Genomic DNA, 19,405 nt, shown 5'->3' on the forward strand with positions numbered 1-19,405 from the left:
GCATAACTTATTTCCATTAACCATGTTATCATAATTATAGTATCATTATCTAAAAAATAAAATGGCGGTGATCATATGGTCAGCAATTTATTCGAAACACTGATCGAAAGAAAAAACACGGGGGCGGTCAAATGGGACTACACCGGGGAGATATTTGGCGAAAAAGATCTTTTGCCTATGTGGGTGGCAGATATGGATTTCCCTTCCCCGGAACCGGTCCAGAAAGCTTTGACCGAAAGAATTCAGCACCCTGTGTTTGGATATACTGGGCCGCCGGCGGGGATCTACGATTCCTTTACAGGCTGGATGAAAAAATGGCATGGCTGGGATGTCATGAAGCAATGGATCCTGTTCAGTCCGGGGGTCGTTTCTTCACTGGCCACGGCCATACAGGCATTTACCGATCCTGGTGATAAAGTGTTGCTACAATCGCCGGTATATACTCCGTTTTTTGACATGATCACAAAAAATGGGAGGGAAGTGGTGAACTGCCCATTAACGCTTTCTGAAAATCGGTTCACAATCGACTTTACCGATTTCGAGGACAAATTGAAAAGCGGTGTCAAGCTGCTCCTTTTGTGCAATCCCCATAATCCAGGAGGCAGGATCTGGACCATAGCAGAGCTTACGCAAATAGGGGAGCTTTGCCATAAATATGGCGTCATCATTGTGTCAGATGAAATTCATGCCGACCTTTATATGCCGCCTTTCAAGCACGTCCCGATTGCTTCCATAGACGAGCGGTTCGCAAAGCTGACGGTAACTCTCTCGGCCCCAAGCAAAACGTTCAATATTGCAGGTTTGCAATCCTCGGTTATCATTACGGAAAATGAGGAATTCCGCAAAAAATTGAAAGCCGTGCAGGAGCGGAACGCATTCCACGGATTGAACCTTCTTGCCCTGACGGCGATGGATGCAGCTTACCGTGAAGGTGAGGAATGGCTGACCCAATTGCTCGCGTACATAAAAAACAATATTGAAATCACCCTTGATTTTATCAAAAGGGAATTACCTGACATTTCATGCATGTACCCGGAGGCTTCATATTTGATATGGCTGGACTGCCGAAAGCTGGGGATGTCAGATGACGAATTGAGGAAGGCCCTGATACAAAAAGGAAAACTCGCTCTTGAACCGGGGCCTAAATATGGACCGGGCGGCGAGGGACATGTACGAATGAATATCGGCTGCCCGCTCCCTGTGCTGATGGACGGTTTGCAAAGATTAAAGAAAGCATTCTCATAAGAAAATGCGGGGAAACTATGCACAGGGCATAGGTTTCTCCGCATTTTTTCTAAACTCACTAGTGAAGTTAAGTATTTTAATTAAAAAGAATAAGAAAACATCGACTTTGGGAATTATGGAAAAAAGCCGTATTTTTACCAATCATTCTTCTTCCTCTACATATGGATCATGCTCATAAGCGGGCAGGTCACCGAAAATCGTCATGATGCCTTCTTCATCCAGCATTTCTTCATATTGTTCATGCTTAGGATAAATTGTAATGTTTTTTCCTTCTATATCCACACCGATAAAATTCTCGTAGTCCTCCACATAACCGATGCTCTCTTCCCCCTCCTCATACCAATCGTTTGGATGGTCCCTCGGGGTTGGAAAATCGGAAGGGGAGCTTGAGGTGCCAAAGGTTGCCACCTCCTGCCATGTATCTTCCGCATCGGTAACCACATTTTCGTCATACTCATCCATGTCGAATTTCCCGAACGGAGGCATAAGGACTCCTTCCTCGACAGGGCGGTTATGGGAAGTATCCTGGGCAGGAGTATGGTTTATACAGTATAGAGTGGTGGGTAGGGCTTCCATACGTTCAGCAGGAATGTCAATACCGCATTTCTTGCATTTACCGTATGTTCCGACTTGAATGGCAGCAAGTGCCTCATTTATGTCCCTGATCTCGTTACGGTAATGTTCAAAAAGAGCAAGGTCCTTTTCCCTTTCAAATAATTCTGTGCCCTCATCACCCGGATGGTTATCATAAGCAGATAATTCAAATGATGAGTCACGCAGAATGCTCTGCTTTAAATTTAAATCATTGGACTCATGCAAACGACTTTTCAAGTCTTCACTGGATTGTTGCAATTGTTTTTTTATCTTTGATATTTGTTGGTCTGAAAGCATACGCTCCAATCCCTTCTGCGTTTCTTGATTATAGTATTTTCCATCATCCACTCAGGTATTTAGGTATTTTCTTCCCTCCTGTATTCCTCGTTTAAAACTGTTTATCCATAATTTATTAGTATAAAAAGCATTACCTGCAATAACATTAATGGAAAGGGCATTGGCCATAAAAAGGGGATCCGGATTCAAAGGCTTTCGTGCGAAAAAAAAGCAGTGTAAATCAATTCAGTTCAAAAACAACGTCCTAAGTTTGATGGCATGTATTTATAGACAGGGTTATAAATAAAAGCGGGAACTTCTTAAATAAGAAGAGGCTTTACCCAAATTACGGCAAAGCCTCTTCCCTTCAATTGTTAATATATTTCTCGAAAACAAATCCAAAGTCTTTCAGATGATACTTTTCCTGGCTTTCCATCAGCCAGTTGAAAGCTGCTTCATTTATGTGTTTAAAATTATCCACAAGCTGTGCTTCCGGGGAAGACACACGGCTTAACGTAGCGGAAGAAAGGTCCAGGCTCTTTTGGGCAAATTGAAGCGAATATTCATTTTCGTGGCAAATTTCCGCTATCCTGATCAATGCCTTGTATAAATCCTTAAGCTCTTCAATGAATTTCTTATGTACATCCACGGAAAACGGTACGGATCCTATGACAAATTTTATTTCAACATCCAGATCCACTGTACCAGCGGTTTCCAGTGTAACGTCCGAAATGGTGTGCTCGCTATAACTGTATCGGCGTAACGTGCGTTTTTTGCTCACCGCGCTCGTACCGTCAAGATGGATCAATGCTTTATTGGTGAAGCAGTACTCATCCGTTTTGGATTTAATCAGGAAAAAAATTTTTTCCCCATCCTCATGCATCACATAATCATCAGCATCGACCTTCTCATAATCGGCAGGCTTGATGACACTTCCTACATCGCTCAAACCAAGCATGTCAGCAGCTACTTTTTTAAACATTCAACCATCCTTTCCATAATTATTCAATTACCATTTTACCATTACATGGTAATGTGCAGATAAAGTTTGTAACATTTTAGCCCTTTCATTATTCTTACCGCTGGCTGTAGTGTAAAATCAACTTTATTAAGAAAATTGGTTAGGCGTGGTAAAGGGGAAGACAGAGGCGCAGCCCTGGCCCACAGGATTCGGGTCACACAGACGAAGTAAAAGGGCGTGGCGGACTTACTCTGTGTTCTGCTTTATTTATAAGCAAGCACAAATCTGGGTGGCCGAGAATATAGCTACGTTCTTTGGGGCCGGGGAATACCCAAACCAGCAGGGTGGCTGGCATTTGGTGCATATCAGTAAGATCAGCTCATGGCTGCTTCTGGTCATTGTCAGTTTTCTGGCAGTAGCAATCCTGAAGCATGTGAAAAATAAGGACACAAAAAAAATGCAGATGTAGTGAACACCTTGTCATGACACGGAAAAATCAGGAGATAGTAAAAAGCTGTGAATTCTCTAAGGAACTCACAGCTTTTTCATTTCATTGCCACGGGCCGCCTGGTTTCTCCTCGCCACTTCATCTTCCAGCTCCTTCGTTTTGAGAGCTTCCTTCCGGGAATATCTGATGATCATCCTCATGGTAAATAAAGCAGCGATTAAAAAGATGATGGAGGTGATTGCGGCAGGGATATATTCACTTTTATCTTCCGGAAAATACAGAAAAAGCCCTAGTATGCAATTGTTAAGAAAGTCCATCTGCTTACATCCTTTCTACTATACGCTGTTCCTGAAATTGATTATATCAGACAAGTAACTCTTTCCTCTAGCATACTCTCCATTTTTCCTGACGGTTAATCCGCCTGCCCCCAGAAAAACAAATACGTTTTAAAACTAAAACCTACCAAGTGTAAGCAAAAAAAGAAACGGAAGCTTATGCCTCCGCCCGTCGCTAAAGTATTTTTATTGATTTAATCAGGACATCTTGCACCGGTTTGTCTCCGTAGCCGGTTTCTAATTCAGCAATTTTATCCACAACATCCATTCCTTCGATGACCTGGCCGAAAACCGTGTGCTTATGGTCAAGCCAAGGTGTGCCACCCTTCTCCATATAAGCTGTTATGATCTCATCCGGATAGCCGGCTTGCTTCATCTGCTCGCCCATTCTGCTGTCCATTTGCTTAGCCTGTACAATGAAGAATTGGCTTCCGTTTGTTCCTGGACCGGCATTCGCCATGGATAGTGCGCCGCGAATGTTAAATGCATGCATCGAAAATTCATCTTCGAACGGGGCGCCCCAAATGCTTTCTCCCCCCATGCCAGTTCCCTGCGGGTCGCCGCCCTGGATCATGAAATCCTTTATGACACGGTGGAAAATAACACCTTCATAATAGCCATTTTTTGCATGGGTCACAAAATTCTCCACTGTTTTAGGTGCGATCTCAGGGAATAATTTTATTTTGATATCTCCCTGGTTCGTTTCCATAACGACTGCCTCTTCATTTTCACGGACTTCTGCCGTTAATTGAGGATAGTTCGACATATTGGATAACCTTCTTTCTTTTCCTGTTTATGTAAAGCTTTTTCATTTGGGACAGTTTCTCAGGTTTTTATCTAATTGTCCACTTTACACGATTATTTCCAAAAAATCATCTTTTTAGAAATTGGGATCTTACCGGAGGAGATTCAGGATCCTTCTTCCTGTTAAAAAATCAGTCAATTATGTATCATATAACTAATAACACGACTGAAAGGCGGATAATGGTATGGCAGAGGATATTTTTCAAGTAGGGGATAAAGTAACGGCCATTTATAAAACGGGAAAATACATCGGAGAGGTGACGGATATTCGACCGAACGCTTACCTTGTCAGAGTGCTCGCTGTAGCGAAGCATCCCATGCAGGGTGATCTGCATAACCCTAAGCAGACGGATGTTACCATCTTCCATCAACGGCGCGCCTTAGCTTTCAGGGAACAGGCCAACGTGCCGAAGAATATGGTCAAGCATTATGAGGATGAAATTCCCGAATACAAAGCCTCTTTGCAGGAAGCTGTTGGCACAATGAGGCGCAAGCTTGGCGAGGAAGATAAGGAATGGAACCAAAAGAGCCTGGAGATGCTTGAGGCACTTGAAGCTGATTATTTCAAATGAGCGATCATGCATAAAAGCCAAATCAATTTTCGATGATTTGGCTTTTATAATGCAAGGTTATCAAATACTTTTGACAAATCAATCCGGTCTCCAATCGTAGTGGGTTCGTGGCTTTTCATATAACTTTTATCTTTTTCCACAAGTTTAAAGATATTGAAAGTAGTGAGTGCATCATCCAGGGCCCGGTGGTGTTTTCCCGTTCCTTCCTTGCCGTACGCCTGCACCGCTTTCCACAGCCCGGTTTGGTTCTGGTCGCCAAAAAAGCGCTTATACTCCATGGATAAATCAATATTACTGCCCCTGAACGGAAATGCAATCCCGGCCTTTTGGCAGTTTTGGCCCAAAACCTTCATATCCATGTTTCCCCATGTTACCGTAGTGGTAGGATGCGTTTGATCGTATTTCTTCAATAACGCAACCAGGTCTTCAAAAGACATTCCGCTATCAACCTGGTCCTGTGAGATCGATAGAAAGTTTTTGCAGCGTTCGGAAAGCTGCTTGAATTTAACAGGAATGACAAATGAGGAATACTGGTCAATGATTTGGTCACCCATTACCGCCGCAAATCCCACTTCAATGATTTCCGGGTAAAACCCTTCAGGCCTTAATTTCCCCTCAGGCATGGTAAATTCAAAGTCGATAAACAAATATTGCTTCCCATCCTCCATTTTCGTACACCTCCTTTTCATATTATTCTATCTTACAGGCTTGCCCTGTTAAATATTTGCAACCGTGTCCAGCCCAATCTTTATTCCCACATTATAGCAGAAATTTTCGAATTATTTTTATCTTTTTTACATTTTTCCGTCAATTTCCTATCAGTCTTACTTATTGAATATTTTTCTTCCTAAACCCTTTCTTCCTTAAAGCCTTTGGATTATCATGGTGAAGGAAATGGATTCATGAGGCCAGCCCTCACACTGTGCCCGCTATAAGAATATATTAGATAGGAAGTTGGCCTATGCGCACGTTTCTTGGTTTTCTTTTTACCATAATGCTGGTCCCTTTGCTAATGGGTTTATTCCTTTTATTTTATCAAGAATGGAACAACGTCCATGCCTTTCACGAGGTACTGGACAAGAAAATACCGGGCGATCAAATAGAGCTGTCTCAAACAAGCTATATAAAATCCGGGAACGGGACAGTGATTACTGAAATCTCCGGCCCTCAAAAACGGGTATATATTGCTGACAAAGAAATCCCGCTGTTCCTTAAAGATCTGTTTGTCACCATCGAAGACAAACAGTTCTACCGGCATTCCGGAATTGACGCTGCAGCCATAAGCAGGGCCATGATCGCAAACTCCCGGACCAATTCGATCGAACAGGGAGGAAGCACAATCACCCAGCAGCTCGCGCGCAATGTTTTTCTTACCCATGAAAAAACCTACAACAGAAAACTGACGGAGCTTTTGTATTCCTATCAGCTGGAAAGGATCCACTCGAAAAAAGAAATATTAGAGCTTTATATCAATGTAATCTATTACCATAACGGGAATTATGGCATAGAAGCAGCATCGCGTTTTTACTTCAACAAGCGGACAAAGGAACTTTCAAAAGCACAGCTTGCTTTTCTCGCGGCAATCCCGAACAACCCGAATCTGTATAACCCATTGAAACATTTCCATGCGGCGAAGAAACGCCAGGAACGGATTCTCTCGCAAATGGTCCGGGCAAACAAGGTATCTGCCGAAGAGTATAAGAAAATCATCCGGGAACCGATTAGGTTGCACCCCAGAAAACAGCCTGATCTTTATCACGATTATACCGATTATGTGCAGAACGAACTGAGAGACCTGATTGCAGATGCTGAGGGATTCACAAAAAGGCTGGAAGACCCTGCTACACGCCCGAAAGCCTCCAAAGAGCTTGATAGAAAAGTAGCAAAGGTGCTGGAATCAGGAGTTACAATACATACCGCACTTGATGGCGGGCTGCAGCAGCAAGCTAAACAAGCGGTGAAAAACCGCCTTTCCGGCACCTCGATCGAGGGTGCCACAGTGGTTATACAGCATAATACGCACGAGCTTGTCTCTTTGATTGGGGGAAAGAATTATAAAAAAAATTCTTTCAACCGGGCCTATCAGGCATACCGGCAGCCTGGGTCGGCCATTAAGCCGCTATTGGTCTATGCTCCTTATATCGAAGAAACAAATGCCAGTATCCTTGAAAGGGTCAGCGGCCAACGATACTGCAAGAACGGCTACTGCCCAAGGAATTATGGCGGGGGCATTTACGGCATGGTAACAATCAAAAAGGCCTTTGCCAAATCATATAATACACCGGCTATCCGCCTCCTTGAAAAGACAGGCATCAAAAAAGGCTTCAGCTATTTGGACTCCTTCCATTTTGACAAGGTGACCGTTAAAGACCACCATCTGCCTTCTGCTGTTGGAGGATTTACAATAGGCGTCAGTCCCCTTGAATTAACGGATGCTTTCACCAGTTTTCATGACGGGACCTACCTCCCTGTGCATGCCATCCGAAAAGTAACAAACAGGGACGGGAAAACACTTTATAAATGGAATCAAAAACCAAAAAAGGTATGGACGCCCCAAACCGTTGCCAAAATGCGTCTGCTCCTCCATGAGGTAACCGTGAATGGCACGGCAAAGAGAGCATACTTTCCCGCTGGTTATATCGGCGGAAAAACCGGAACAACCAATAATGTGAAGGATATGTGGTTTGTAGGCCTGACCGATAAATATACAACGGGAGTTTGGATAGGCAAGGATCATCCTTCAAGCATCGAGTATATTCAGCAAGCCTATCCGAACCAGGCAATCTGGAAGGAAATCAATCAGCATAATTAATTATTGCTTGCTGTAGAGCCATAAATTACAATGATTTTTATGTATAGATAATATTCCAACCGCAGGTGCACTATGGCTAAAAAAAGATAGAGATTTAAAAGGAAAGTCATTTTCCGCTTATTATTATTTTTTATCGTGATGTTTTATATTTGGTTGCTAACACTCTTTTTGTTCTCTGGTTACAGTTTGGCTCGCCGCAACCGCTATGCATTGATGACTTACTAGCGAAGCTAACGTGCGATAGCTGCACCAGCAGGCAAGGGTACAAGTTTATCACAACATAAAAACCCCCCTGATTGCTGATCAGAAGGGTTCAATTTGTAATAACAATGATGCCATTACTTTACATAAAATTGTAGTTCTCGGTCGCGCTCGATATAAAACACTATTTACAGCTAACACTACCAGGCTTGGGACGAACGTGACATCATTAAGACACCTAATTTATGTTACTTATTACAGCATGTTCATGTTCGCACTAAGGAAATTCCGTTTTATTAACCGCGCTAATCGTCATGTAATGAATAAATAGCTTTGTAACGTAAGGCAGCTAAATGTATATGCTTAAACACCTGGAGTTGGCGTCGGTTTTGCAAATCCCTTTTCGTATTTCTTGTCAATTGCATCACGAATTTCTTTTACAGATTTACCGTTTTGTAAATCGATAACTGATTGGGCAGCTATTTGTAAGCAGACACCGCATTTTGTTCCGTGGTCGTCCCAAACAACTTTGCCATCTTTCTTGTTCTCAAATACAAAGCAGTCGTAATTATTCTTATGACCGGCTTCTTCCCCGCATCCACAGTAGCATGGGATCTTTTCGAGCAGGTCCCTGCTTTTAGCTGCTGCCAGGTAAATTGTCTTCATATCATCCTCTTTATCATTTAAAAACTTTGGCAAGATGTCAGCATTAGCAGTTTCTTCCCTAATATCGCCATGAGTGTGTGACTGTGTTTCTGCTGCGGCATTTTCTTTTGTATGTTCAGTGTGTCCTTCTTTATTAGCTTCTTTCTTGCTTGATTCAGCTGTTTCAGAAGGATTCGAACATGCGGTTAACAATGCGATTATCAGTGCAAGCAAAAATGTATATTTTAGTTTCATAAAAAAACCCTTCCTGTTTTTTTTGATAATACAAGTTTAGAATTCTTTTATCTTTAAAACAAGACGTGCCCATAAAGATTGCCAATGTTTAAGACAACGAAAACTTATTGGAATAACCTTGCTTACAATCATCCTGGCCGGGATAATTTTTCTATATCCTTGATTACTGACAGGAATTGGCCCACTACAACCGGATCAAATTGAGTTCCCTGCCCTTTTTTCAACTCCTCAATAGCCAGCTCTTCCGATAAAGCATTTTTTCGGTAAGGCCGTGCCGATGTCATCGAGTGAAACGCATCGGCCACGGCAATAATCCGGGCGCCCAGAGGAATGCCATCCGTCAGCCCATGCGGATAACCTTTCCCATCGGGCCTTTCATGATGGTACAGGACGTAAGGCAGGGTTTCCTTCAGCTCCTCGACTGAAGCAAGAATATGATAGCCTAATACAGGATGGGATTTCATGATTTCATATTCTTCATTTGTCAGGCGTCCTTCCTTATTCAAAATGCCATCCGGTATCCCGATTTTGCCTACATCATGCAATAAGCCGGCAATGGAAATGTTTTTAACCTCTTCGTCCGCCAATCCCATACTGCTTGCGACGGCTCCTGCATATTTTGACACCCTCTCTGAATGGTTGTGGGTATAGGGATCTTTCACCTCAACAGCTTTGGCCAGTGAGAGAATCGTATCAAGCAGCCATTTTTGATCGTCCACTTTCCGGACGTAATTTTGTTTCCTGAACGATTTCAATTCACTCGCTAAAACAACCCGGTTCTTTCCATGCCCTTTCGCTGTATACATTGCCTGGTCCGCAGTATGGACTAAATTTTCTTCTTCTGCATCGTCAGGAAAAACCGCTATGCCAATGCTGATCGTGATTGGCGTTAAGACGCTTTGATTCCCATGGATGGCCACCAGATGCCGAAGCTTCTCTGCCTTCGATTTGGCTGCAGGCCCATCCGTGTACGGCATAATTACAACAAATTCTTCACCGCCGTAACGGCAAACCGTATCATCGGGACCGACATTGGAAAGGATTAATTCGGATATCTGTTTTAGCACTTTATCACCGAATAAATGGCCCTCATGGTCATTCAGCTTTTTGAAATTATCAATATCACAGAATAGCAAGGCCATGGATTCGCCTGTTTCTTTTGCTTGTATCATACTTTCTGATAACTTTTGTTTGAAGTAAGCACTATTATAGGTGCCGGTAAGTGAATCTGTAATGCTCTTAACATAACGGTCTTCCAGGTTGTATACCATCTCGTTAAAAGCTGCTGCGAGTTCATTGATCTCCCGGCTTGCATTGAGCTGTACTTCTTCATAATCCTTTCCTTGTTGAATGGATACGGCCGCTTCACGAAGAGACATCAGCGGCAATACAAATAAACGCCTTATGATGTACCAAAGCAAAACGAATAGAATCACGCTGATGATAATACTGAAGATAGCCATAAATTCAATTCTCTGCTGGACCAGTGCTTCATCATCCGTCTCATCTATAAAGATTTCTATGGCACCGATTATCATGCCATCCTCCAATAGGGGAGCAATAAGCCTGACACTTTGTTTCTCCCCTTCCTTCAGATGGGATATCATCGTTTTTCCTGATTCAAGGGAAGGGGACAATGTATCAGGGGTAGCGCTTCCAATAATGCTTCGGTCAGAAGAGGCTAAGACGGTGCTGCGCTCTCCCTTTTTAACATGGAGATTTAAAGCCAAAACATTTTCTTCCTGCTGTTTAATGTAATCAAAAATCTGCTGCACATCCTGGATTGAACGGGATTCCTCGTAACGGCCATTGATTGTGGTCGTAATCCCTTTTAATTGGCTTACATATGTTTTTTTGACAGCATCGGAGATCGTATAAATATTAAAAATGATGCCAGCTGACATCGTCACAAAAATCATGGCAGAGAACAATAAGATAATTTTTGACTGCAGTCCCAGTTTTCTATACACGACTTTACTTCCCGCCTTTTATGTATGATCATTTCATCTCGAAATTAACCGTTCGAAATACGCCATAGGGAGTATGGTCATTATTGTGCAGCGAAACCCGAACCTCGTTCGATCCCTTTTTTACATCTTTCAGTTCGATGCGGAGCTGGGTCACTCCTTGCTTTTGCCCATTATTTACATACACATGGATATGGCCCTCTTTTTCTTTTTTCTCGCCGCCATACTTATCTTTTGAGATTCTGAGATCCGTATCGATAAATAAAATGGCCTTATGCCCCTCCACTTCTACTTTTACATCCAGCTTTGGTTTGTACTGTTTTTTCTTGGCGGCATTTTCTTCAATGACTTCAAGCCTTTCATGGGCGTGGGTATTGCAGGCAGTAATGAGCAATAGAACGGGCAATAAGATATAATAATATTTTCTCATTTTTTTATCCTCTAACACTATTGTTATAGTAAATATGCACTCCACATACTACCATAGAACCATGGATAGATAAACCAAAACCCATCTTCATAAAAAAACGACCTCCCCTTTACGGAAAGATCGCCGTCAGGCTTCGTTACTGCTCCTAACTCCTTTGTATGCCCTATGATTGAACCGAGACATACGGCTTTGCTTCTTCTTGCCCCTTTACCTTATCGATTTTATCCACAAACATCTGGAATACCTTTTTCTTTTCCTCCAAGTCCTTGATCTCTTCTTTAAGTTGGTTAAATCTTTGTTCAAATGGCTTATGGTAAAGCTCCCGGATGCTGCGGATGATCTCATCATTCACCGTTGACTGAACCACTTGTTTTGTAATCGAGAATTTATAGGAATATACTTGTAGCTCACGTTTGACCGATTCATATTCTTTGTCTATCTCTGCTAATAAATCACAGATTTCTTCCTTCCATTCCCCTAAAGACTTCTTGACATGCTCCTCCATGAGTCATTCTCCTTTTCCTTCTTCCTCATGTATCCAAGAAAAAGCTTTTCTTACCATTCTATCGGGCAAACTTTTCAATTCTTTGTCCATAGGGTTACATATCGACGAATTTAGATTAAAATGAGATAACAGCGTATGAAAACGATAGTCTTTTAGAAGGCATCCTAAATGATGTTTTGGAAGTCACAGGCAATGGTCGTATGTTTTTATATAAAACCCCGTCGGTTCTGACCACTCGGCATAATAAATATCCTTAAGCTTAATGCCATCCCTGTCAATGCTTTGCGTCAACCATTCTTTGTCCTTGCCAACTTCCCTAAGATTATCTTCATGAACCCGACCTTCATTAACAAGCAGAATAGAGGGCTCCTCAGGTTCGTCCAAATCGGGATATCTTAGCACACTGATTTCCCCGCTGGTTTCCAAAAATACATAATTTACTTCCTTTAACGAAAAAATGTTTTTCTGCCGGAGCATTCCCCTTAGTTGTTCCAGTTCCAGACTTGCTCGCTCCAATTCCCTGAGATTTACTTTCCCGCCTTTTATAAGTATCTGGCTTGTACCTTTTAACGGGGCCCTTAATTTATCGAATTTCATCGTAATCTTTTCAACCGTATAGATTAAAGCTCCCCAGGCAGCAATGGAAAATAGCATTTGCGGAATCGTATGGTCCTGGTGGTAGATTGTTTCTTCCACTGTCCCACCCAGTATCAATGCATATACAAAATCAAACGGGGTTACTTGCGACATTTGTTTTTTTCCTAATAGCCTGGTAACAATGACCAGCGATGCCAGCCCGATAACCAGCTTTAAAACAATAGTGACATAAATCATGGTCCATGCCCTCCTGGCTTTGAGTTCTAGATGATGGTCTATTCCCCATTTCAAGCAGGTAGAACCATATGGAGAAAATTATTCTTGCAAGCAAAAAGAACCCGGGTGAGGGTTCTTTTCGAGACTACAAGGGCAGACTTGCCATGATACTGTTATATAGCTTAATGGAAGAATAGGCTACAACTAAGACCATGGCGGACCAGATAAAAGTGTAAAAGAAGATAAATCCAATCAGGCCGGATGTTGTAAGGCTCGGGCTGATTTTATACACAAGTTGCACAAAAGCTATGATCGTTGTCCCCAAAAAAATGGCACCTAAACCAATGATGGAATTTACGCTGATTAACGAAACAGCACCGCCAACGAAAAAAATCATGGCTCCCAAACGGATGTTTTTCAAATCATTCCCTTCGGAATCCTTTGAAAAAAATAAAAGGGCAAGCAGGGTCACAGTATCCGAGATTAGTTTCAGGGCTGCGAACAGCATAAAGCAAACCAAAAACAACACGATCAATAAAGAAAGCTTGATTCCCGTTTCCGAAAAGAACTCCAGCATTCCATCGAATATTCCGATATTCTTAAGCAGCACCAGTGCCTGCATTTCCCCATATATCGCAAACGAAAGGCTAAAAAGCATGATTGAAATCAGAGGAAAATAGCCAAACAGATATGTATTTTTCATTCGAAGCTTCCCCATCTATGTTCAAGTTCTCTTCCATTATGCAGAATGTTGGGCGGTTCGACAATGGGGTTTTACAACAAGACCTTCCCGAGCAAGGAAAAAGAACTGAATTTCTTCAGTCCTGGTTTACTGCAGGTGTATAAACTTTGATATACTCCCGTGATCCAAATTTCCATTCTTCCGGCAGGGTTTCTGCTTGTGAATCCAAAAGGATTGGATCCTCTGTCATTACGTTTGAGGCAGGCCCATAAATTCCAGACCTTATATGTTCTCTGTTGACTCGTTGCTGCAGTGCCCAAGCCCCCAGTACTAATATCAAAAAAATCGCAAAAGAAATCAACGCTTTACGGTATAACATGTTTTCACCCTCCGATATTAGTATTGCACTATGAGTGAAAACATATTTAAAAATATTTTTTTACGTTATTTTTTCTTGGTTTCTACCTATTTAATAACACGGTTGGAATTATCGTCGGCTACAATGTCCGGTTAATGCATGAACCTGATAATTAGTCTATAATCTGATTACAAACAATTTTCTACTTTTAAAACTTCTTTTGCCATAACATATCAATTAGGGTAAATAGGAAACCCCACTTTTACATAAGATAATGGATATTTGAATGGCTGCTCCATATGGAAATGGAGGGCACTTTATATTGGAATTCAGGGAGGTTGAATATATGTCTTCACTTCATTGGGCCATTCTATCGCCCTTTTTTATTGCATGTTTTATACCGCTAGTGTACAAGCAATTCCACCGAGTACACACCGGTTGGTTTGTGCTGTTTCTGCCTATTGTTCTGTTTATTTATTTTACTGGTTTTATACATGAGGTTGGCGATGGAAGGCATCTATCGGCAAGCCTTGGCTGGATTCCTTCTTTAGGCATTAATTTTGATGTATATGCGGATGGGCTGAGCCTTTTGTTTTCCCTTCTGATTACGGGGATCGGAGCATTGGTGATCCTGTATTCCATCTATTATTTAGATAAGGATAAAGAAAAACTGCACACCTTTTATGTATACCTTCTCTTGTTCATGGGTTCCATGCTAGGTTTGGTATTATCGGATAACTTGATTGTGTTGTATATGTTTTGGGAGTTTACAAGCTTATCCTCTTTCCTTCTCATTGGTTATTGGTACCATCGGGAACGCTCACGGTATGGTGCGCAAAAATCATTGCTGATCACTGTTCTTGGCGGACTCAGCATGCTTGGCGGTTTTGTGCTGCTGTCGTTTATGGGGGACACATACAGTATCCGCGAACTAATGGGACAAACTGGGGAACTCGCCACTGATCCGTTATTTACCGCGTCTCTATTGCTCATATTGCTTGGCGCCTTTACAAAATCGGCTCAATTCCCTTTTCACATATGGCTGCCGGACGCAATGGAAGCACCCACTCCGGTCAGTGCATATCTTCATTCTGCCACAATGGTTAAAGCCGGTATTTACCTTGTAGCCAGATTAAGCCCCGTTTTCGCTGAATCATCGTTATGGTTCTGGCTGATTGCCTCTGCGGGTATTTTGACCTTAGTGTGGGGTTCATACTCGGCAGTAAAACAAACGGATTTAAAGGCGATACTTGCTTATTCAACCATTAGCCAGCTTGGGATGATCATGTCCCTTTTGGGGGCCGGGGCTGCCGCGCTCCATTATGAATCCATGGATAAAAATATTTATATGGCGGCAACAGTTGCAGCCGTTTTCCATCTTATTAACCATGCTACGTTTAAAGGGAGCCTTTTCATGGCGGCAGGAATTGTCGATCATGAAACCGGGACGCGCGATATCCGCAAGCTAGGCGGTTTGATGAACTTTATGCCCATCACCTTCACAATCACGATCATTGGTGCTTTTTCAATGGCGGGCCTGCCTCCTTTCAACGGATTTTTAAGTAAAGAAATGTTCTTTACCAGCATGGTCCGTGTAACGGAAATGGAAATTTTCAATATGGAAACATGGGGAGTCTTATTCCCTGTATTGGCCTGGGTGGGAAGCATATTCACTTTTGTTTATAGCATGATCATCGTCCTCAAGACCTTTACAGGAAAGTTTAAGCCTGAAAAACTTGAGAAAAAACCGCATGAAGCGCCGCTGGGGATGCTAATTCCGCCGGTTATCCTTGCTTCGCTGGTCATTATTTTCGGCTTCTTCCCGAATCTCTTGGCTTCTACAGTCATCGAACCTGCCGTCGCCGCCATTCAGCCCGGGTTGTCCCAGAAGCAATTTCAAATCCATATTAGCCATTGGCATGGCTTTACGATTGAGCTGTATATGACCCTGGGAGTAATCCTGCTGGGATCTCTTTTATACATAACATGGGATAAATGGAAGTGTGTATATCATATCATTCCCGGAAGGCTATCCTTAAACCGCATGTATGATGCCCTTCTTGCTGGAATGGAACGCGGATCGATCGGTGTTACAAAGTTGTTTATGACCGGTTATATCCGGACATATCTTGTTTATATTTTTCTATTTTTTATCGTTTCATTGGGAATCACGCTGTGGCGGGAGGATGCATTTGCTTTTGATGTGGGGAATACGGCTCCCGTAAGGCTTTATGAAGTAATCATTTCAGTGATTATTGCCACCTCCGCCATTGTCATACTGTTTGCAAAATCCAGGTTGACCTCGATCATAATCCTTGGTGCTATCGGTTATATGGTATCCCTATTTTTTGTTTTATTCCGGGCCCCCGACCTTGCACTTACCCAGCTGGTGATCGAAACGATATCGGTTGCCCTGTTTTTGCTTTGCTTCTACCATCTGCCAAAGCTTTCAAGCAGAAAAGAGGAACGGGTGGCATTCAGGCTGAATAACGCGTTAATTTCAATAGGTGTTGGCGTCATTGTTGCCTTAATCGCACTTTCCTCACACAGCAACAAGCTTTTTGAATCCATTTCAAACTATTATATTGAGAACGCCTATGAAGAAGCGGGAGGAAAGAATATTGTAAATGTGATTCTTGTTGATTTTCGTGGCCTTGATACGATGTTTGAAATAACTGTTTTAGGAATAGCGGCGCTTGGAATCTTTGCGTTGATCAAGTTACGGCTGGCAAGGGGGACGTTGAAGGATGAAAACGAATGATATTATACTTCAAACGGTTGCAAAAGTCGCCTCACTGGTAATCATCCTTTTTTCCATTTATATCTTTTTCGGGGGGCATTATTCCCCGGGCGGCGGGTTTGTGGGCGGCCTGCTGGCATCAGGTGCGATTGTCTTGCTGCTTTTGGCATACGATTTAAAAACAGTGGCGAACATGCTTCCGGTTGATTATAAGCTGGTCGTTGCCGCAGGCCTCTTGATTTCTTCCGCAACCGTGTCGGGGGCACTGTTTTTTGATGCCCCATTGATGACGCATGCTTATCAGTACTTTGAACTGCCGCTTTTAGGACATACCTCTTTACATACCGCCGTTCTTTTCGATTTAGGAGTTTATTTGGTGGTTATTGGCATAACGATGACCATTATTCAAACGATAGGAGAGAGTGAATAATGGAAATAGTAATGGCTGTTGTTATAGGAATTTTATTCATGAGTGCTACTTATCTGATGCTTTCGAAAAGCATTTTGCGAATCATTATCGGTACCGGGCTGTTGAGCCACGGAGCTCACTTGCTTATTTTAACGATGGGCGGCTTAAAGCGAGGGTCTGTTCCGCTGTTGGGTGAAAGCGCAGGACCCTATGTCGATCCATTGCCGCAGGCGCTTATATTGACGGCAATCGTAATCAGCTTTGGCGTTACCTCCCTTTTTCTCGTGGTGGCGTACAGGACATACCAGGAGCTCGGAACGGACAATATGGACAAATTGAGAGGGAAGGAATCCAATGAATAACCTTGTTTTTTTGCCTGTTCTGCTTCCGCTATTGACGGGCATCATTTTAATTTTCTTTTCAAAATATATCAAAATACAAAGATTTCTTTCCTTGGTTTCATCATCGCTAGGGATCATTCTTTCCTGTCTGCTTATAGGAAAGGTTCATGATCAAGGAATCCTGGCCCTTCAGGTGGGGAGCTGGGAAGCGCCATTTGGCATATCCATTGTCGCGGATATGCTTTCCAGCCTGCTTGTTCTGACAACGAATATCATCGGGTTTGCCGTTTTGATCTATTCTTTTTATTCAATCGGTACAGGAAGGGAAAAATTCTATTATTATTCGTTCGTCCAATTTCTCCTCGTTGGCGTGAACGGAGCTTTTTTGACCGGTGATATTTTTAACCTGTTTGTATTTTTCGAAGTCATGCTTATGTCTTCTTACGTACTGTTAGTATTAGGCGGAACAAAGGCCCAGCTTCGGGAATCCCTGAAGTATATTCTGGTCAATGTCATTTCATCTGCTCTTTTTGTCATCTCTGTTGCTTACCTTTATTCAGTGGTGGGAACCCTGAATATGGCGGACATAAGCAGAAGGATCGCCGAATCGGGACAGCCCGGGATCATCACCGTTATTGCTGTATCATTCTTAATCGTTTTCGGGCTGAAGGGAGCGATTTTCCCCTTGTTTTATTGGCTTCCAGGATCCTATTATGCTCCTCCCATCCCGGTCATTGCCTTATTTGGGGCTCTTTTGACCAAGGTTGGCGTTTATGCCATCCTGCGTACCTTCACCCTGCTTTTTTATCACGACCAGCAGTATACACACGAACTCCTGGGAATCCTGGCGATTTTTACGATTATCGTGGGTACTATCGGTGCGGTAGGCTACTGGGATATAAAAAAAATCATTATCTATAACATTGTCATTGCAGTTGGCATGATTACATTCGGGATTTCACTGATGAATGAACAAGGATTATCAGGTGCGATTTACTATACAATTCACGATATGATCATCAAGGCAGCCCTGTTTCTGCTCGTTGGGATCATGGCCATGATAACAGGGACCAGTGACTTGCGTAAAATGGGCGGGTTGATCCAAGCTTATCCATATGCGGCCTGGACATTTTTCATAGCCGCGATTTCTCTCGCGGGAATTCCTCCTTTCTCAGGGTTTGCCGGGAAGCTTCTGCTTCTTGAGGGCGCGGTTGAAGGAGAGGCGTATGTTGGGTTTGCGGTCATTCTAATTTCCAGCCTGCTGATGTTGTATTCAGTTATGAAAATATTTATCAACGGTTTTTGGGGCAAGCCCCGTGCGTACAAAGATGCTGATCTTGTACCAGTGTCACGGCTTGCAGTTCCGGCCGCTTTGCTGGTCATTGTTTCCATTGCGCTAGGACTGGGAACCGAGGCCATATATCCATACATCTCCCAGGCAATGGAACCGCTCATCGATCCAGCGATATATATTAATGCGGTGTTAAAGGAGTGATGTACGATGGCCTTTCAAATATTGCTGAACGTTTTCCTCGCATTTATTTGGATGTTTTTGAGAAATGAATACAACGGCAGTGCATTTTTGGTCGGCTATTTCTTTGGTTTGATGATCATCCTCGGTTTCAGAAGGTTTTTTGGGAGCAGATTTTATATGCTGCGCGTGTTTGCTGTATTCTCTTTGCTATGTATCTTTCTAAGGGAGCTCATTCTTTCCAATATTTCAGTATTGAGGGTGGTCCTTAAGCCCAAACTCAATATGAGGCCCGGTATTTTCGCTTTGGAAACAGAGCTAACAAAGGACTGGGAGATAACGATTCTGGCCAACTTGATCACATTGACCCCGGGGACACTTGTCGTCGATATTTCCCCTGATAATAAAACTCTCTACGTCCACGCGATGGATATAGCTGATGTCGATGAAGCGATCCGGGACATTAAAGGATCATTTGAAAAAGCGATTATGGAGGTGAGCAAATAATGTTTGCGACTGTGTTGAAAATTTCGCTGGTATG

General features: G+C 42.7%; 20 protein-coding genes and 1 pseudogene. 9 read left to right on the top strand and 12 right to left on the bottom strand.

Annotated features, from left to right (window positions below; genetic code table 11):
• Nucleotides 1-75: 75 nt before the first annotated feature.
• Nucleotides 76-1,245: a MalY/PatB family protein gene (locus D0466_RS09745; protein ID WP_117322385.1), complete on the top strand. Its 1,170-nt coding sequence runs from the start codon at nucleotides 76-78 to the stop codon at nucleotides 1,243-1,245.
• A 141-nt stretch (nucleotides 1,246-1,386) separates the two neighbouring features.
• On the opposite strand, the gene D0466_RS09750 is transcribed toward D0466_RS09745, so the two are convergent.
• Nucleotides 1,387-2,136, bottom strand: coding sequence for a TraR/DksA C4-type zinc finger protein (locus tag D0466_RS09750; RefSeq protein ID WP_117322632.1), 750 nt, complete (start codon nucleotides 2,134-2,136; stop codon nucleotides 1,387-1,389).
• Between the two features lie 346 nt (nucleotides 2,137-2,482).
• Entirely contained in the window at nucleotides 2,483-3,097 is a 615-nt protein-coding gene (locus D0466_RS09755; protein ID WP_117322386.1) for a PH domain-containing protein, read from the bottom strand.
• Nucleotides 3,098-3,323: 226 nt separating this feature from the next.
• On the opposite strand from D0466_RS09755, the pseudogene D0466_RS09760 reads away from it, so the two are divergent.
• Nucleotides 3,324-3,545, top strand: a pseudogene (locus D0466_RS09760) (DUF817 family protein); the annotation flags it as partial.
• A gap of 65 nt (nucleotides 3,546-3,610) precedes the next feature.
• Here the strand turns inward: D0466_RS09760 and D0466_RS09765 are convergent.
• Both D0466_RS09765 and D0466_RS09770 read right to left on the bottom strand, forming a co-directional pair.
• Entirely contained in the window at nucleotides 3,611-3,841 is a 231-nt protein-coding gene (locus D0466_RS09765) for a hypothetical protein (protein WP_117322387.1), read from the bottom strand.
• Nucleotides 3,842-4,034: 193 nt separating this feature from the next.
• Nucleotides 4,035-4,625 (bottom strand): peptidylprolyl isomerase, encoded by a 591-nt coding sequence (locus D0466_RS09770; protein WP_117322388.1) that lies wholly within the window; start codon nucleotides 4,623-4,625, stop codon nucleotides 4,035-4,037.
• A gap of 223 nt (nucleotides 4,626-4,848) precedes the next feature.
• Here D0466_RS09770 and D0466_RS09775 point away from each other — a divergent pair, with 223 nt between their 5' ends.
• On the top strand, nucleotides 4,849-5,235 hold the full coding sequence (locus D0466_RS09775; RefSeq protein ID WP_117322389.1) for a kinase-associated lipoprotein B: 387 nt from the start codon (nucleotides 4,849-4,851) through the stop codon (nucleotides 5,233-5,235).
• Between the two features lie 44 nt (nucleotides 5,236-5,279).
• Here the strand turns inward: D0466_RS09775 and kapD are convergent, their stop codons facing one another.
• Nucleotides 5,280-5,903, bottom strand: coding sequence for a 3'-5' exonuclease KapD (gene kapD / locus D0466_RS09780; protein ID WP_117322390.1), 624 nt, complete (start codon nucleotides 5,901-5,903; stop codon nucleotides 5,280-5,282).
• Nucleotides 5,904-6,196: 293 nt separating this feature from the next.
• Here kapD and D0466_RS09785 point away from each other — a divergent pair, with 293 nt between their 5' ends.
• Nucleotides 6,197-8,047 carry a transglycosylase domain-containing protein gene (locus tag D0466_RS09785; protein WP_117322391.1) on the top strand — a complete coding sequence of 617 codons (1,851 nt, stop codon included), beginning with the start codon at nucleotides 6,197-6,199 and terminating at the stop codon, nucleotides 8,045-8,047.
• A 564-nt stretch (nucleotides 8,048-8,611) separates the two neighbouring features.
• Here the strand turns inward: D0466_RS09785 and D0466_RS09790 are convergent.
• The 7 genes from D0466_RS09790 to D0466_RS09820 form a co-directional block, all read right to left on the bottom strand.
• Entirely contained in the window at nucleotides 8,612-9,148 is a 537-nt protein-coding gene (locus D0466_RS09790) for a PCYCGC motif-containing (lipo)protein (RefSeq protein ID WP_117322392.1), read from the bottom strand.
• A 128-nt stretch (nucleotides 9,149-9,276) separates the two neighbouring features.
• Nucleotides 9,277-11,118, bottom strand: a complete 1,842-nt coding sequence (locus D0466_RS09795; RefSeq protein WP_117322393.1) for a diguanylate cyclase — start codon at nucleotides 11,116-11,118, stop codon at nucleotides 9,277-9,279.
• Between the two features lie 28 nt (nucleotides 11,119-11,146).
• On the bottom strand, nucleotides 11,147-11,545 hold the full coding sequence (locus D0466_RS09800; RefSeq protein WP_117322394.1) for a hypothetical protein: 399 nt from the start codon (nucleotides 11,543-11,545) through the stop codon (nucleotides 11,147-11,149).
• Between the two features lie 163 nt (nucleotides 11,546-11,708).
• A complete protein-coding gene (locus D0466_RS09805; protein WP_117322395.1) occupies nucleotides 11,709-12,050 on the bottom strand; it encodes a hypothetical protein in 342 nt (113 codons plus the stop codon).
• A gap of 183 nt (nucleotides 12,051-12,233) precedes the next feature.
• Nucleotides 12,234-12,884, bottom strand: a complete 651-nt coding sequence (locus tag D0466_RS09810; RefSeq protein ID WP_199484535.1) for a DUF421 domain-containing protein — start codon at nucleotides 12,882-12,884, stop codon at nucleotides 12,234-12,236.
• 124 nt (nucleotides 12,885-13,008) lie between these two features.
• A complete protein-coding gene (locus D0466_RS09815) occupies nucleotides 13,009-13,566 on the bottom strand; it encodes a DUF5366 family protein (protein ID WP_117322396.1) in 558 nt (185 codons plus the stop codon).
• Between the two features lie 115 nt (nucleotides 13,567-13,681).
• On the bottom strand, nucleotides 13,682-13,924 hold the full coding sequence (locus D0466_RS09820) for a hypothetical protein (RefSeq protein WP_117322397.1): 243 nt from the start codon (nucleotides 13,922-13,924) through the stop codon (nucleotides 13,682-13,684).
• Nucleotides 13,925-14,249: 325 nt separating this feature from the next.
• Between D0466_RS09820 and D0466_RS09825 the strand changes: the two genes are divergently transcribed.
• Genes D0466_RS09825 through D0466_RS09845 form a run of 5 tightly spaced genes read left to right on the top strand, consistent with a single transcriptional unit; the run spans nucleotide 14,250 to nucleotide 19,371 of the window.
• Nucleotides 14,250-16,664 (top strand): Na+/H+ antiporter subunit A, encoded by a 2,415-nt coding sequence (locus tag D0466_RS09825; protein WP_117322634.1) that lies wholly within the window; start codon nucleotides 14,250-14,252, stop codon nucleotides 16,662-16,664.
• Nucleotides 16,651-17,073: a Na(+)/H(+) antiporter subunit B gene (locus D0466_RS09830; protein ID WP_117322398.1), complete on the top strand. Its 423-nt coding sequence runs from the start codon at nucleotides 16,651-16,653 to the stop codon at nucleotides 17,071-17,073. Before D0466_RS09825 ends, D0466_RS09830 begins: the two co-directional genes overlap by 14 nt.
• Complete coding sequence (locus tag D0466_RS09835; RefSeq protein WP_117322399.1) at nucleotides 17,073-17,414, top strand: Na(+)/H(+) antiporter subunit C; 342 nt, start codon at nucleotides 17,073-17,075, stop codon at nucleotides 17,412-17,414. The genes D0466_RS09830 and D0466_RS09835 overlap by 1 nt, the downstream gene beginning before the upstream one ends.
• Nucleotides 17,407-18,888, top strand: coding sequence for a Na+/H+ antiporter subunit D (locus D0466_RS09840; RefSeq protein ID WP_117322400.1), 1,482 nt, complete (start codon nucleotides 17,407-17,409; stop codon nucleotides 18,886-18,888). Before D0466_RS09835 ends, D0466_RS09840 begins: the two co-directional genes overlap by 8 nt.
• A gap of 6 nt (nucleotides 18,889-18,894) precedes the next feature.
• Complete coding sequence (locus D0466_RS09845) at nucleotides 18,895-19,371, top strand: Na+/H+ antiporter subunit E (RefSeq protein WP_117322401.1); 477 nt, start codon at nucleotides 18,895-18,897, stop codon at nucleotides 19,369-19,371.
• Nucleotides 19,372-19,405: the final 34 nt, after the last annotated feature.

Origin of the sequence: Peribacillus glennii (assembly GCF_003429105.1) — a bacterium.
In the GTDB taxonomy this organism is placed as follows: Bacteria; Bacillota; Bacilli; order Bacillales; family DSM-1321; genus Peribacillus; species Peribacillus glennii.

Excerpts from the sequence above, each read along its gene's own strand:
- D0466_RS09745 (WP_117322385.1), top strand. The coding sequence starts at position 76 with ATGGTCAGCAATTTATTCGAAACACTGATCGAAAGAAAAAACACGGGG.
- D0466_RS09750 (WP_117322632.1), bottom strand. The coding sequence starts at position 2,136 with ATGCTTTCAGACCAACAAATATCAAAGATAAAAAAACAATTGCAACAA.
- D0466_RS09755 (WP_117322386.1), bottom strand. The coding sequence starts at position 3,097 with ATGTTTAAAAAAGTAGCTGCTGACATGCTTGGTTTGAGCGATGTAGGA.
- D0466_RS09765 (WP_117322387.1), bottom strand. The coding sequence starts at position 3,841 with ATGGACTTTCTTAACAATTGCATACTAGGGCTTTTTCTGTATTTTCCG.
- D0466_RS09770 (WP_117322388.1), bottom strand. The coding sequence starts at position 4,625 with ATGTCGAACTATCCTCAATTAACGGCAGAAGTCCGTGAAAATGAAGAG.
- D0466_RS09775 (WP_117322389.1), top strand. The coding sequence starts at position 4,849 with ATGGCAGAGGATATTTTTCAAGTAGGGGATAAAGTAACGGCCATTTAT.
- kapD (WP_117322390.1), bottom strand. The coding sequence starts at position 5,903 with ATGGAGGATGGGAAGCAATATTTGTTTATCGACTTTGAATTTACCATG.
- D0466_RS09785 (WP_117322391.1), top strand. The coding sequence starts at position 6,197 with ATGCGCACGTTTCTTGGTTTTCTTTTTACCATAATGCTGGTCCCTTTG.
- D0466_RS09790 (WP_117322392.1), bottom strand. The coding sequence starts at position 9,148 with ATGAAACTAAAATATACATTTTTGCTTGCACTGATAATCGCATTGTTA.
- D0466_RS09800 (WP_117322394.1), bottom strand. The coding sequence starts at position 11,545 with ATGAGAAAATATTATTATATCTTATTGCCCGTTCTATTGCTCATTACT.
- D0466_RS09805 (WP_117322395.1), bottom strand. The coding sequence starts at position 12,050 with ATGGAGGAGCATGTCAAGAAGTCTTTAGGGGAATGGAAGGAAGAAATC.
- D0466_RS09810 (WP_199484535.1), bottom strand. The coding sequence starts at position 12,884 with ATGATTTATGTCACTATTGTTTTAAAGCTGGTTATCGGGCTGGCATCG.
- D0466_RS09815 (WP_117322396.1), bottom strand. The coding sequence starts at position 13,566 with ATGAAAAATACATATCTGTTTGGCTATTTTCCTCTGATTTCAATCATG.
- D0466_RS09820 (WP_117322397.1), bottom strand. The coding sequence starts at position 13,924 with ATGTTATACCGTAAAGCGTTGATTTCTTTTGCGATTTTTTTGATATTA.
- D0466_RS09825 (WP_117322634.1), top strand. The coding sequence starts at position 14,250 with ATGTCTTCACTTCATTGGGCCATTCTATCGCCCTTTTTTATTGCATGT.
- D0466_RS09830 (WP_117322398.1), top strand. The coding sequence starts at position 16,651 with ATGAAAACGAATGATATTATACTTCAAACGGTTGCAAAAGTCGCCTCA.
- D0466_RS09835 (WP_117322399.1), top strand. The coding sequence starts at position 17,073 with ATGGAAATAGTAATGGCTGTTGTTATAGGAATTTTATTCATGAGTGCT.
- D0466_RS09840 (WP_117322400.1), top strand. The coding sequence starts at position 17,407 with ATGAATAACCTTGTTTTTTTGCCTGTTCTGCTTCCGCTATTGACGGGC.
- D0466_RS09845 (WP_117322401.1), top strand. The coding sequence starts at position 18,895 with ATGGCCTTTCAAATATTGCTGAACGTTTTCCTCGCATTTATTTGGATG.